Annotated in this window: 12 protein-coding genes; 10 read left to right on the top strand and 2 right to left on the bottom strand. The window is 72.7% G+C overall.

The window, feature by feature from the left end; translation table 11 throughout:
- Positions 1 to 37 precede the first annotated feature (37 nt).
- Positions 38 to 940, top strand: coding sequence for a sulfurtransferase (locus tag VKK44_RS28565; protein WP_343444255.1), 903 nt, complete (start codon positions 38 to 40; stop codon positions 938 to 940).
- Positions 941 to 974: 34 nt separating this feature from the next.
- Here the strand turns inward: VKK44_RS28565 and VKK44_RS28560 are convergent, their stop codons facing one another.
- Positions 975 to 1,127 carry a TetR/AcrR family transcriptional regulator gene (locus tag VKK44_RS28560; protein ID WP_343444254.1) on the bottom strand — a complete coding sequence of 51 codons (153 nt, stop codon included), beginning with the start codon at positions 1,125 to 1,127 and terminating at the stop codon, positions 975 to 977.
- A 118-nt stretch (positions 1,128 to 1,245) separates the two neighbouring features.
- Between VKK44_RS28560 and VKK44_RS28555 the strand changes: the two genes are divergently transcribed.
- The 7 genes from VKK44_RS28555 to VKK44_RS28525 all read left to right on the top strand — a co-directional run bounded on the left by VKK44_RS28555 (position 1,246) and on the right by VKK44_RS28525 (position 10,524).
- Positions 1,246 to 1,650 (top strand): Rossmann-fold NAD(P)-binding domain-containing protein, encoded by a 405-nt coding sequence (locus VKK44_RS28555; RefSeq protein ID WP_458351578.1) that lies wholly within the window; start codon positions 1,246 to 1,248, stop codon positions 1,648 to 1,650.
- Between the two features lie 42 nt (positions 1,651 to 1,692).
- The gene (locus VKK44_RS28550) at positions 1,693 to 2,334 is read left to right on the top strand and encodes a TetR/AcrR family transcriptional regulator (RefSeq protein ID WP_343444253.1); all 642 of its coding nucleotides are present in this window, start codon (positions 1,693 to 1,695) and stop codon (positions 2,332 to 2,334) included.
- A 59-nt stretch (positions 2,335 to 2,393) separates the two neighbouring features.
- Positions 2,394 to 3,731 (top strand): acetyl-CoA carboxylase biotin carboxylase subunit, encoded by a 1,338-nt coding sequence (locus VKK44_RS28545; RefSeq protein ID WP_343444252.1) that lies wholly within the window; start codon positions 2,394 to 2,396, stop codon positions 3,729 to 3,731.
- 277 nt (positions 3,732 to 4,008) lie between these two features.
- A complete protein-coding gene (locus VKK44_RS28540) occupies positions 4,009 to 4,920 on the top strand; it encodes a hydroxymethylglutaryl-CoA lyase (RefSeq protein WP_343447935.1) in 912 nt (303 codons plus the stop codon).
- A 229-nt stretch (positions 4,921 to 5,149) separates the two neighbouring features.
- Positions 5,150 to 6,682 (top strand): acyl-CoA carboxylase subunit beta, encoded by a 1,533-nt coding sequence (locus tag VKK44_RS28535; protein ID WP_343444251.1) that lies wholly within the window; start codon positions 5,150 to 5,152, stop codon positions 6,680 to 6,682.
- Between the two features lie 60 nt (positions 6,683 to 6,742).
- Entirely contained in the window at positions 6,743 to 7,891 is a 1,149-nt protein-coding gene (locus VKK44_RS28530; RefSeq protein ID WP_343444250.1) for an acyl-CoA dehydrogenase family protein, read from the top strand.
- 101 nt (positions 7,892 to 7,992) lie between these two features.
- Entirely contained in the window at positions 7,993 to 10,524 is a 2,532-nt protein-coding gene (locus VKK44_RS28525) for an ATP-binding protein (RefSeq protein ID WP_343444249.1), read from the top strand.
- 218 nt (positions 10,525 to 10,742) lie between these two features.
- Here the strand turns inward: VKK44_RS28525 and VKK44_RS28520 are convergent, their stop codons facing one another.
- Positions 10,743 to 11,237: a MarR family winged helix-turn-helix transcriptional regulator gene (locus tag VKK44_RS28520; RefSeq protein WP_343444248.1), complete on the bottom strand. Its 495-nt coding sequence runs from the start codon at positions 11,235 to 11,237 to the stop codon at positions 10,743 to 10,745.
- Positions 11,238 to 11,338: 101 nt separating this feature from the next.
- On the opposite strand from VKK44_RS28520, the gene VKK44_RS28515 reads away from it, so the two are divergent.
- Together VKK44_RS28515 and VKK44_RS28510 are read left to right on the top strand one after the other, a co-directional pair.
- Complete coding sequence (locus VKK44_RS28515) at positions 11,339 to 11,920, top strand: YceI family protein (protein ID WP_343444247.1); 582 nt, start codon at positions 11,339 to 11,341, stop codon at positions 11,918 to 11,920.
- 285 nt (positions 11,921 to 12,205) lie between these two features.
- Positions 12,206 to 13,684 (top strand): glutamate--cysteine ligase, encoded by a 1,479-nt coding sequence (locus VKK44_RS28510; protein ID WP_343444246.1) that lies wholly within the window; start codon positions 12,206 to 12,208, stop codon positions 13,682 to 13,684.
- Positions 13,685 to 13,704 lie beyond the last annotated feature (20 nt).

Raw genomic sequence — 13,704 nt, 5'->3', positions numbered from 1 at the left:
ACATCCGGCGCGTCCGATCCGGCGTACCTTGGGGCTCATGCCTGTGCCGAGTGATCCGCATCCCCGCCTCCAGTCGTACGCCGACCCGCAGCGCCTGGTCACCACGGAGTGGTTGGCCGAGCACCTGGGCGACGAGGGCCTCGTGGTGGTCGAGTCGGACGAGGACGTGCTCCTCTACGACACCGGTCACCTTCCCGGCGCCGTCAAGGTCGACTGGCACACCGAACTGAACGACCAGGTCACCCGCGACTACCTGGACGCCGCCAGCTTCGCCGAGCTGTGCGCGGCCAAGGGCATCGGCCGCGACGACACGGTCGTCTTCTACGGCGACAACTTCAACTGGTGGGCCGCGTACGCCCTCTGGGTCTTCTCCCTGTTCGGCCACGCCGACGTGCGGCTGCTCGACGGCGGCCGGCAGAAGTGGATCGCCGAGGGGCGGGAGCTGACCCGGGACAAGGTCAGCCGGCCCCGCGCCTCCTACCCGGTGCCGGAGCGCAACGACGCGCCGATCCGGGCGTACCGGGAGCAGGTCATGGCGCACGTGGCGGCCGGCCGGCCGCTCGTCGACGTGCGGTCGCCGGGTGAGTACACCGGCGAGATGCTGCACATGCCGGACTACCCGCAGGAGGGCGCGCTGCGCGGCGGGCACATCCCGGGCGCGGTGAGCAAGCCGTGGAAGTCCGCCGCGAACGACGACGGCACCTTCAAGTCGGCCGACGAGCTGCGCGCCATCTACGCCGACCAGCTCGGGCTGAGCCCGGCCGACGACGTGGTGGCGTACTGCCGGATCGGCGAGCGGTCCAGCCACACCTGGTTCGTGTTGCACCACCTGCTCGGGTTCCCGCAGGTGCGCAACTACGACGGCTCGTGGACCGAGTGGGGCAACCTGGTCCGGGCGCCCGTCGTCAAGGGCGACCAGCCCGGCGGCCTGACTCGCTGAGGGTTCCCGGCCGGCTCCGGTCGGGGCCGGCCGGTCACCCCTCGATCGCCTCGGGGAACGGCTGGGTCAGGTAGCGCTGGATCGTCGGGCCGACCCACCCGGCCAGCTCGTCCGCGTCGAGGTCGACCACCGGGGGCAGCCGGATCACGTACCGGGTCAGGGCGGGGCCGAGGATCTGGCTGGCCACCAGCCGACCCCGGCGAGTCGTTCCTGCTCGCCGACGTGCGGGTGGACAGCGGGCGCACCATTTTCAGGCACTGCTCGACGAGCGCGGCCCGGCCCGGCGGCCGGACCGGGTCACCGAGATGGCGTGGGCGTCCCGGTTCCGGATCCACCACCGGATCGCCAGCCGGTACCGGTCCGGCCCGGTGCTGCTCGCCGGCGACGCGGCGCACGTGCACAGCCCGGCCGGTGGGCAGGGGATGAATCTCGGGCTGCGCGACGCGGTCGCCCTCGGTGAGGCGCTCGCCGTCGGCCCGGACGCCCTCGACCGGTACGCCGCCGACCGTCGCCCCCGCGCCGAGGAGGTGCTCGGCTTCGCCGCCGGGCTCACCCGGCTCGCCGCTGCCCCGCCGGCCCTCCGGCCGTTGCGCGACCTGCTGCTCCGGACCGTCTCGGCGCTGCCGCCGGCCCGCCGACGGCTGGCCGTCCGCCTGGCCGGCTTCGAGCCCGCTCCCCTCCCACCCGACCCCGCACTGACCGGCGGGTAACCACGGGTCCCCCACCTCGAAGGCGAGGTCTAGGCTGGCCCGGTGGCGGTGGAACAGCAGGCGCGGGGGGCGGCGGGCACGACCCGGCGCCGATCCCGGCGGGACGAGATCCTGGAGATCGCGGTCGGCCTCTTCGCCCAGCGGGGCTATCACGGCGTGTCGATGGACGACATCGGTGCGGCGGCCGGCGTCACCGGTCCGGCGCTCTACCATCACTTCGCCGGCAAGGAGGCGATGCTGGTCGCGGCGCTGGTGCCGGTCAGTGAGGGGCTGCTCGCCGGGGGCAAGGAACGGGCCGCCGGCCGTCCGGGCGACCCGCGCGGCGCGCTGGAGTCGCTGATCGACTTCCACGTCGAGTTCGCGCTGGCGAACCCCGCGGTGATCGCGCTGCACCTGCACGAGCTGGACCGCCTCCCGGACGAGCCGCGCCGCCGGATCCGCCGGCTCCAGCGGATGTACGTCGAAGAGTGGGTCACGGTGCTGACCGCGCTGCACCCGGGCCTGCCGGACGGCGCCGCCCGGGTGCTCGCGCACGCCGCGTTCGGCCTGATGAACTCCACCCCGTTCCTCGGTGGCGAGGTGGATCGCCGACGCCGGGCCGAGCTGCTGCGCGGCGCGACCCTGGCGGCCCTGCTGGCCCCCACCGACCCCACGACCCCACCTGACACGCCGCACGCGCCTTAACGCATGTTAAGAAGGGGCCTACACCTCAGGCGTCGAGAAGGGGCCCTTCCTTGCCGAACATGTTTGATTCGCTGCTGGTGGCCAACCGTGGGGAGATCGCGCGCCGGGTCATCCGCACGGCCCGACGGCTCGGGGTGCGGGCGATCGCGGTGCACTCGGAGGCGGACGCCGACCTGCCGTTCGTGACCGAGGCCGACGAGGCGGTCTGCGTCGGCCCGGCCAACCCGGCGCAGAGCTACCGCAACGTGGAGGCGATCCTCGCCGCGGCCCGGAGCACCGGCGCGCAGGCGATCCACCCCGGCTACGGCTTCCTGTCGGAGAACGCCGACTTCGCCCGTACCGTCGAGGGGGCCGGCCTGATCTGGGTCGGGCCCGGCGCGGACGCGATCACCGCGATGGGCGACAAGATCAACGCTCGGAACCTGATGGCGGCGGCCGGCGTCCCGGTCGCGCCCGGCACCACCGAGCCGGCGGCCGACCTGGACGCGGCGGTCACCGCTGCCGCCGAGATCGGCTACCCGGTGATGGTCAAGGCGGCGGCCGGTGGCGGCGGCATGGGCATGGGCGTGGCGGCCGACGAGGCCGCGCTGCGCACCGAGTACGACAAGGTCCGCGCGTTCGCCGAGCGCATGTTCGGCGACGGCTCGGTGCTGATCGAGCGGTACTTCCCCCGGGTCCGCCACGTCGAGGTGCAGATCCTCGGCCTGGCCGACGGCCGGGTGGTGGCGCTCGGCGAGCGCGAGTGCTCGGTGCAGCGGCGCAACCAGAAGCTGGTCGAGGAGTCCCCCTCCCCGGCGGTCTCGGAGGAGCTGCGGTCGCGGTTCCTGGCCGCGGCGGTCCGCGCCGGCGAGGCGGTCGGCTACCGCAACGCGGGCACCGTCGAATGTCTGCTCGACCCCACCACGCAGGAGTTCTTCTTCCTGGAGATGAACACGCGGCTCCAGGTCGAGCACCCGGTCACCGAGTACGTCTACGGCGTCGACCTGGTCGAGGAGCAGTTGCGGGTGGCCGCCGGCCTGCCGCCGACGTTCGACCCGGACGCGCTCACCCCGCGCGGGCACGCCATCGAGCTGCGGATCAACGCGGAGGACCCGAAGCGGTTCCTGCCCGGACCGGGCGCGATCACCACCTGGAACGAGCCGTCCGGCACCGGGGTGCGGGTGGATTCCGGCTACGTCGCCGGCAACACGGTCACCCCGTTCTACGACAGCCTGCTGGCCAAGCTGATCGTCAGCGGCGCCACCCGGGCGGAGGCCGTCGAGCGGGCGCGGGCGGCGGTCGCCCAGTTCGAGGTCGCCGGCCCGAAGTGCAACCTGCCGTTCTTCGCCGAGCTGCTGGAGAACCCGGAGTTCTGCTCCGGCGACTACGACACCGGCATCGTGGGCCGGATGCGCTGAACGGGACGATGCCCGCCGGGCCACGAGGTTGCCGTCTCCAGGGCGGCAACGGCGTCGATCGGCGTACACGGCCGGGGTGCGGCGTTGAGCCCGAGCGTGGTGTTCGGGTGGGTGGTGTCGGTCTGCTGGACCGCCAGCCGGCACTTGAGGTCGTTGTTCTCCCGCCGCATGGGTTGGACTGCATTAGTCGGAGGTCGCTGGCGTCCCGGCGATCCGGTCTGATTCTCTTGGATACGAGTCGAACCACGTCACAGTGAGGTGACCCCTTATGACGCAACTGCCGGACGCCGTCTCCATCCGCGAGGTCGGCCCGCGGGACGGGCTCCAGAACGAGGAGCCCATCCCCACCGACGCCAAGGTGCGGCTGCTCGACGCGCTGTCCCGGACCGGGGTACGCCGCATCGAGGCCGTCTCCTTCGTGCACCCGAAAGCGATCCCGCAGATGGCCGACGCCGACGAGGTGTGGCAGCGGGCGGCGAAGGTCGACGGCGTGCGCTACTCGGCGCTGGTGCCGAACACCCGGGGCGCGCAGCGGGCCCTAGCCGCCGGCTTCACCGAGATCGAGGTGGTGGTGTCGGCGAGCGACACGCACAACCGGCGCAACGTCAACCGCTCGACAGACGAGTCGCTCGACGACATCGCCGAGCTGATCGCGCTGCTGCACGAGGCGGGCGCGACCGCCGAGGTGATCGTGGCGACCAGCTTCGGGTGCCCCTACGAGGGGGACGTCGACCCGGCGCGGGTGGCCGCCATCGTGGACCGGGTGGTCCGGGACGGCGCGGACCGGGTCGCATTCGGCGACACCACCGGCATGGGTACGCCCCGGCGGGTCCGCGAGCTGGTCACCGCCGTACGCGACCGCAACGCGCAGGTGCCGGTGCTGCTGCACTTCCACAACACCCGGGGCACCGCGCTGGCGAACATGCTGACCGCCATGGAGCTGGGGGTCACCGAGTTCGACGCCAGCGTCGGTGGCCTCGGCGGCTGCCCGTACGCCCCGGGGGCGAGCGGCAACCTGGCCACCGAGGAGGCGGTGCACATGCTGCACGACATGGGCGTCGACACCGGCATCGACCTGGACGCCCTGATCGAGGCGGCGGAGCTGGCCGAGCACCTGCTCGCCAAGAAGCTCCCCTCCGGCGTCCTCCGAGCCGGCCCCCGCACCCGCCTCACCCCCCTCCCGTCCTGACCCACCCCACCCACCCCGCCCACCCACCGTCCGCCCCGGTGATCAAGGAGTTTGTGTCCCGATCCGACGGCTCGGACGACGCAAAGTCCTTGATCACGAGCGGGGGGTCGGGTGGGGTCGGGTGGGAGGGAGGGGGTGGGGCGGCGGGTGGGTGGTGGGTCGCCGGAGGGGGCGGGGGTGGGGTAGCCTAACGATCGTTCAGGTCGGTGGGGTGGCAAAGGGAGTCGGCGTGACGCTCGACGGTGAGGCACTGGAGCAGCTGCGCAAGCGCGCCCGCGCCGGCGGTGCGGACAAATACCATGCGGCCAACGCCGCCAAGGGCAAGCTCTTCGCCCGCGAACGGGTGGCCTACCTGGTCGACGAGGGCTCCTTCGTCGAGGACGGGCTCTACGCCAACGCCATGGCCGACGGCCTGCCCGCCGACGGGGTGGTGACCGGCACCGCGACCATCGACGGCCGGCCGGTCTGCCTGATGGCGAACGACTCCACGGTCAAGGCCGGCAGTTGGGGCGCGCGCACCGTCGAGAAGATCATCCGGATCATCGAGCGGGCCTACTCGACCCGCGTCCCGATGGTCTACCTGGTCGACTCCGCCGGCGCCCGGATCACCGACCAGGTCGACCTGTTCCCGGGCCGGCGCGGCGCCGGGAAGATCTTCTGGAACCAGGTCCGGGCCTCCGGCGCGATCCCGCAGGTCTGCGCGCTGTTCGGGCCGAGCGCGGCGGGCGGGGCGTACATTCCGGCGTTCTGCGACGTGGTGGCCATGGTGGACGGCAACGCCAGCATGTACCTCGGCTCCGACCGGATGGTCGAGATGGTCACCGGCGAGAAGACCACGCTGGAGGCGATGGGCGGCGCCAAGGTGCACTGCGTCGAGTCCGGGGTGGGTCACTTCCTCTGCAAGACCGAGAACGACGCGCTCGACGTGGTGCGGACCTACCTGTCGTACCTGCCGTCGAACTGGCAGCAGGACCCGCCGGCCGTCGAGGCGAAGCCGGCACCGGAGAAGGCCGACCTGGCCGCGCTGGTCCCGGCCAGCGAGCGGCAGGCGTTCGACATGCGCCGGTACGTCAAGGGCCTGCTCGACGAGGGCAGCTTCTTCGAGATCCAGGCGCTCTGGGCCAAGGAGCTGACCATCGGCTTCGGCCGGCTGAACGGCGAGGTCGTCGGCGTGCTCGGCAACAACTCCATGTTCAAGGGCGGCGTGCTCTTCGTCGACTCGGCCGACAAGGCGACCCGGTTCGTGCAGCTCTGCGACGCGTTCAACGTGCCGCTGCTGTTCCTGAGCGACGTGCCCGGGTTCATGGTCGGCAGCGCGGTGGAGAAGCAGGGCATCATCCGGCACGGCGCGAAGATGATCACGGCGATCTCCGAGGCGACCGTACCGAAGATCTGCGTGGTGGTCCGCAAGGCGTACGGCGCGGGCCTCTACGCCATGGCCGGCCCCGGCTTCGAGCCCGACGCCACCATCGCGCTGCCCACCGCGAAGATCGCGGTGATGGGCGCGGAGGCCGCGGTCAACGCGGTCTACGCCAACAAGATCGCCGCCATCGCCGACGCCGACGAGCGGGCCGCCTTCGTCGCCGCGAAGCGCGAGGAGTACGAGCGCGACATCGACGTGGTCCGCCTCGCCAGCGAGCTGGTGGTGGACGCGATCGTCGAGCCGCACGAGCTGCGCGCCGAGCTGGTCCGCCGGTTCGCCGCCGCGCGCGGCAAGGAGCGGCACTTCTCCACCCGCCGGCACGGCGTCACCCCGGTCTGACCACCGGCCCGGCGTCACGAGCGCCGGCCGTCCGCACAGGCGTCCCACCAGGAGGATCAGATGGACTACCGGCTCGACGACGAGCAGGCGGCGCTGCGCGAGAGCGTCCGGGAGTTCGCCCGCGAGGTGGTGGCGCCGACCATCGCCGAGCACTACGAGAACCACACCTTCCCGTACGAGATCGTCCGCCAGATGGGCAAGATGGGGCTGTTCGGGCTCCCGTTCCCGGAGGAGCACGGCGGCATGGGCGGCGACTACTTCGCGCTCTGCCTGGCGCTGGAGGAGCTGGCCCGGGTCGATTCGAGCGTGGCCATCACGCTGGAGGCGGCGGTTTCGCTCGGCGCGATGCCGATCCACCGGTTCGGCACCGCGGAGCAGAAGGAGCGGTGGCTGCCGAAGCTGCTCAGCGGCGAGGCGCTGGCCGGCTTCGGGCTCACCGAGCCGGGCACCGGCTCGGACGCGGGCGGCACCCGGACCCGGGCGGTGCTGGACGGCGACGAGTGGGTGATCAACGGTTCGAAGGCGTTCATCACCAACTCCGGCACCGACATCACCGCGCTGGTCACGGTCACCGCGGTCACCGGCACGAAGCCGGACGGCAGCAAGGAGCTGTCCACCATCATCGTGCCGTCGGGCACGCCCGGCTTCACGGTCGCGCCCGGTTACTCCAAGGTCGGTTGGACCGCCTCGGACACGCACGAGTTGACGTTCGACGACTGCCGGGTGCCGGCGGGCAACCTGCTCGGTGAGCGCGGCCGGGGCTTCGCCCAGTTCCTGCGCATCCTCGACGAGGGCCGGATCGCCATCGCCGCGCTGGCGGTCGGGCTGGCCCAGGGCTGCGTCGACGAGTCGATCAAGTACGCCAAGGAGCGCCAGGCGTTCGGCCAGCCGATCGGCAACTACCAGGCGATCCAGTTCAAGATCGCCGACATGGAGCTGAAGGCGCACACCGCCCGGCTGGCCTACTACGACGCCGCCGCCCGGATGCTGGCCGGTGAGCCGTTCAAGCGGCAGGCGGCGATCGCGAAGTTGCACGCCAGCACCGTCGCGGTGGACAACGCGCGGGAGGCGACCCAGATCCACGGCGGCTACGGCTTCATGAACGAGTACCCGGTCGCCCGCTTCTGGCGCGATTCCAAGATCCTGGAGATCGGCGAGGGCACCAGCGAGGTGCAGCGCATGATCATTGCGCGCGACCTCGGCATGTGACAGACGGCCGACTCGGCCGTCTGTCGGATATCGGCGTCGTACGGTCGGGTGGTTGACGGTGGACTGTAGAGCGTCGCATCCCCTCCGTACTCTTCGTGCCCATGACTCCCGAGCATGATCGTTCGCGGAGCCCGGGTGGTCGGGCGTCGTTGTCCGATCTGTTGCGCGGGCACCGGCTCGCCGTCGGCCTGACTCAGGCCGAGCTGGCGGGCCGGGCCGGCGTGGGCGTGCGGACCGTCCGCGATCTGGAGCGGGGGCGCGCGACCCGACCCCAACGCACCACCGTCGACCTGCTCGCCGACGCGCTCGGCCTGACCGGCCCGGCCCGCCGGGAGTTCGTCGCCACCGCCCGACCCGCGCCGGTAGCGGCCGATCCGGGTACGCCGGTCGCGCTGCCCCAGCCCGTGCCGCTGCTCGGCCGGGAACGCGACGTGGCCGAGGTGACCGCCCTGCTCGACGCGCACCCGGTGGTGAGCCTGGTCGGGCTCGCCGGCGTCGGCAAGACCGCGCTCGCGCTCACCGTCGCCCATGCGGTCGCGGCCCGGCACCCGGGCGGCGCGGTCGGCGTGCTGATCGGCGACGGCTCGGACGCCGCCGACGTGGTCGCCGCCTCGGTGACGGTGTTCGGTGTGAGCCGGCTCGCCGACCTGCCCTGCCGGCTCGCCGGCCGACCGGCGCTGCTGCTCGTCGACGCCGTCGAGCGGGCGCCCGGGCCGGTGGCTGAGGCGCTGCGGTCGCTGACCGCCGTCGCGCCGACCCTGCGGGTCCTGGCGACCGGCCGCCGTCCGGTCGGGCTCCCCGGCGAGCTGGTCCGGCCGGTGGCGCCGCTCGACGTGCCACCCGCCGGCGCCGAACCGGCGGACCGGGCCGAGCTGGACCGCTGGCCCGCCGCGGCGCTCTTCGCCACCCGCTTCACCCAGGCCCGGCACGCGCCGCCCGCCCCGGCCGAACTGCCGGCGCTCGCGGCGCTGGTCCGCCGCCTCGGCGGCCTGCCGCTGGCGATCGAACTGATGGCGGCGCGGGGCCGCATCCTCGACGTCACCGAACTGCTGGACCGCTACGGCGACCGGGTCCTCGACCTGGCCGGCGGGCGTCCCGGCTGGACGCCTGCCGACCCGGTCGCCGCCACGGTGACGCTGCGGGAGGCGGTCGCGACCAGCTATCACCTGCTCGCCCCGGCCGAACGCGCTGCGCTGCGCCGGCTCTCCGCCTTCCGTAACCGCTGGTCGGTCGCGCTGGCCGAGGAACTACTCGCCGACGGTGGGGACCGGTGGGACGCGGTGCCGCTGCTGGACCGGCTCAGCGAGCTGGGCCTGCTGAGTGTCCGGGGCGTCGGCCCGTTCCGGTTCCGGCTGCTCGACGCGGTCCGGGACTTCGCGGCCGAGCAGGCCGACCTGGCGGGCGAGACGGCGGCGATCCGGCTCCGCCACGCGTCGGTGATCGCCGCGCTGGTCCGGCGTACCGCGCCCGGCCTGGTCGGCGCGGAGCTGCCCGGCACCGTGCACCTGCTCGACGAGGCGACCGGCGACATCACCGCCGCGCTGGCGTACGCCGCCGAGGAGGCGCCGGCCACCGCGCTGCTGCTGGCCGCCGCGCTGCCCCGGTGGTGGCGGTTGCGCGGACGGGACGTCTCCGGCCGCCGGTGGCTGCGCCGGCTGCTGGCCGATCCGCGTACCGCCGACGCCCGTCCGGTGCTGCGGGCCTGGGCCCTGCTCGGGTCGGCGCGGCTGGCCGCCGAGCACGGCGCGGGGCCGGAGGAGCTGCCGGCGGCGCGTGCGGCACTGGCCGTCTTCGCCGAGGTCGGCGACGTGACCGGGGAGCTGTCCGCGCGGTCGGTGCTCTGCGCGGTGCTGCGCGGGCTGGGTTCCCACGACGAGGCCCGCGAGCAGGCCGAGGCGGCGCTGACGCTGGCCTCCCGGCACGGCCGGGTACGCGAGATGGCGGTCGCCCAGCACCACCTGACCTGGCACGACGTACGCGTGGGAGAGCTGGCCGGCGCCCGGCGGCGGCTGGCCGCGGTCGACCGGCTGGCGGCGCAGTGCGGCGACCAGCGGCTCCGCCTGCTGGCCCGGGCCGATCTGGCCGAGCTGACCCGGTTGGAGGGCCGTTACGCCGAGGCGGTCGAGCAGGGGCGGCGGGCGGCGTCCGCGCTGGTGGAGCTGGGCGATCCGGGCCGGCGTCGCCGGACGATCGGCACGGTCGGGCTGGCGCTCGCACTCCAGGGGCGGGACGACGAGGCGCTGGCGGTGGTGGCCGAGCTGTGGCCGTGCGGCCCGGCGCCGGGCCCGCGTCGCGCACCGGACGCCGAGCGGTGGGAAGCGCCCGGTGCGGGCCGGGACGCCCGCACCGAGGATGCGCTCCGCGCGTTGATCGAGGGTCAGGTGGCGTTGCACCGCGGCGACCGCGAGCTGGCGGCGGAGTGGTTCGCCACGGCGGCGGAGGCGGCGGCCGGGGGCGCGGACCGGCGGGACCTGGTCGAGGCGCTGGTGGGGCTGGCGGCCAGCACCGGCGATCTGACCGTGCTGGACCGGCTGGACCGGGCGCGGCAGATCACCGGCGTCAACCTGCTGCCCCGTGAGGAGGAGTTGCTCTACGCGTTGGCCGCGCAGCGGGGACGCGCGGGCCGGACCTGACCCGGGCTGTCGCGGTGGGGGCGCGGGGGTGGCGCGAGCGAAGTAGCCCCCTGGTGCTGCCCCTCGCTCGACGCTCGCGCCCGCACCCCCCGGTGCCCCCCGCGCTGAAAGCTTATCCAGCCACCCCGACGTCTTTGGTGGCTATTGATCGCTTTTGTCCCGGCGTAGCGGCGGTTCTGCCGGTCATTCTGCCGGTGACCGGCGAGTAGTGAACGGGCTCAGCAGGTGGCGTTCCCGGCCGGTTCGGTGCTGCCGGCCGTGGCGCCCGGGTGGACCGCGTCCCGCACCCGGCGCAACCCGTCCAGGAGCCCGTCGAGCTGGGTCGGTTCGAGCTGGCCGGTGAACCACTGCTCGATGATCTTCAGGTGGCCGGGCAGGATCTCGTCCAGTCGGCCCAGACCCGCGGTGGTCACCACGGCGAACGAGCTGCGCCGGTCGGAGGGGCAGGCCCGGCGGCGGATCAGGCCGTCGCGCTCCATCCGGTCCACCACCCGGGTCACCCCGCTGGTGGAGAGCGAGGTCTGGGCCGCCAGGTCGGTCATCCGTAGCTGGTTGTTGGGGGAACGGGCGAGTCGGGTGAGCACCTCGAACTCGACCGGGGAGAGCCCGTGCTCCTCGAACTGGGCGGCGAACCGGGCGGAGAGCCCGGCGTGCGCCTCGACGAGCAGGCCGACGGCGGTGATCCGGGGGTCGTCGAACACGTTCTGATCCACGTCACCATCCTAGCAACACTTGACACAGGGAATATTGCTGTGGCTATAGTTGCTCAGTCAGTCGTTGGGCTACTAAACAATCTTCTCCGGAGGAGCGCATCATGACCAGCAGCACCGAGGCGACTACCCGCGACTGGGAGGGTCTCACCATCCCCACCCCCGGCACCTACCTCCTGGACGCCGCGCACAAGCGCGTCGGTTTCGTCGCGCGGCACATGATGGTCAGCAAGGTACGCGGTGAGTTCGCCGACGCCACCGCCACCATCACCGTCACCGACGACCCGCTGCAGTCCTCGGTCACGGCCAGCATCCAGGCGGCCAGCATCAACACCGCGCAGGCCGACCGGGACGGGCACCTGCGCAGCCCGGAGTTCCTCGACGCCGAGCAGTTCCCGACGCTGGAGTTCCGCAGCACCGGCGTGAAGTCCCGTGAGGGCAACGAGTTCGTGCTCGCCGGTGAGCTGACCGTGAAGGGCGTGACCCGTCCGGTGGACCTCCAGGTCGAGTTCGAGGGCGTCGGCCGCAGCCCGTTCGGGCAGGACATCTTCGGCTTCTCCGCGCACACCGAGATCGACCGGGAGGACTTCGGTCTCACCTGGAACGTGGCGCTGGAGACCGGCGGCGTCCTGGTCGGCCGCAAGGTCAAGATCGAGATCGAGGGCGAGGCCATCCGCCAGGGCTGATCCCCTCGCCGGACCCACGGGCCCGCACCGTCCACCGACGGTGCGGGCCCGTCCCGTTCCCCCACCCACTCGGCCCCGACGGGGGTGGGCGCGAGGTGATCGTGCGAATTGTCACGTGTTGTTCGCGGGTTGACGGCGCTGGGCGAGGTGGCGGCGGGGTACAGGTGCAAACCTGCGCCCGGCCGGCGGTCAACCAAGCCGGACGCTCTTACGCACATCACGTGAATGGTTCACAATGCGTTGCGGAACGCCAACGGTTCCGTGGCGCCGGCGCCGGGAGGACACATGGGCAGGGACGTCGAGCAGGGCGCCTTCTCCCGGGAGGATCGGGTCCGCTACCGGCAGAAGGTCCGGCGATGCCTGGACGTCTTCGCGCTGATGCTGGACGACTTCGGCTTCGACGCCGACCGCCCGATGACCGGGCTGGAGATCGAACTCAACCTGGTCGACGCCGCCGCCGAACCGGCCATGCGCAACGACCAGATCCTGGCCGACATCGCCGACCCGCTCTTCCAGACCGAGCTGGGGCAGTTCAACCTCGAACTGAACGCCTCACCCCGGCTGATCGAGGGCACCGGTTTCAGCGACTACGAGCAGGATCTGCGCAGCAGCCTCAGCCGCGCCGACGAGCGGGCCGTCAAGTCCGACGCCACCATCGTGATGGTCGGCATTCTGCCCACCCTCACCGAGCGTCACCTCGTCGCGGACAACCTCTCCACCGACGAGCGCTACCGGGTGCTCAACGACCAGATCGTCGGTGCCCGCGGCGAGGACATCGAGCTGGACATCAACGGCGTCGAACGGCTGCGGACGCACACCGACTCGATCGCGCCGGAGGCCGCCTGCACCAGCCTCCAGTTCCACCTCCAGGTCGCGCCGGACAGCTTCGCCGACTACTGGAACGCCTCCCAGGCGATCGCCGGCGTGCAGGTCGCCGTCGGGGCCAACTCGCCGTTCCTCTACGGCCGACAGCTCTGGGCGGAGACCCGGATCGGGCTCTTCGAACAGGCCACCGACACCCGGCCCGACGAGCTGAAGGCCCAGGGCGTACGCCCACGGGTCTGGTTCGGCGAGCGCTGGATCACCTCGATCTTCGACCTGTTCGAGGAGAACGTCCGCTACTTCCCGCCGCTGCTGCCGATCTGCGAGGACGAGGACCCGGTCGAGGTGCTGCACGCCGGCGGCGTGCCCAAGCTCGGCGAGCTGCGGCTGCACAACGGCACCGTCTACCGCTGGAACCGGCCGGTCTACGACATCATGAACGACCGCCCGCACCTGCGGGTGGAGAACCGGGTGCTGCCCGCCGGCCCGACCGTGGTGGACATGCTCGCCAACGCGGCGCTCTACTTCGGGCTCGCCCGTGGCCTCGCCGAGTCGGACCGTCCCATCTGGAGCCAGCTCACGTTCAGCTCGGCGGAGGAGAACTTCCACGCCGCCGCCCGACGTGGCATCGACGCGGTGCTGCACTGGCCCAAGCTCGGCGACGTGCCGGTCACCACGCTCGTCCTCGACACGCTGCTGCCGGTGGCCTCGCAGGGGCTGGACCGGTTCGGGGTCGCCCCGGCCGAGCGGGACCGCCTCCTCGGTGTGATCGAGGGGCGCTGCCGTACCGGCCGTAACGGCGCGGTCTGGCAGACCGAGGCGGTGTGGGCGGCCGAGCGGCACCGGGGCATGGACCGGAAGGCCGCGCTGCACCACATGGTCCAGCGCTACGCCGAGTTGCAGCGCGCCAACGAGCCGGTCCACACCTGGCCCGTCGACTGATCGGTTGCCCGCCCCGGCTG

This window comes from Micromonospora sp. DSM 45708, from assembly GCF_039566955.1.
GTDB lineage: Bacteria > Actinomycetota > Actinomycetes > Mycobacteriales > Micromonosporaceae > Micromonospora.
Note: the sequence above shows the minus strand (reverse complement) of the source record. Positions and strands in the feature narration are given on the sequence as shown.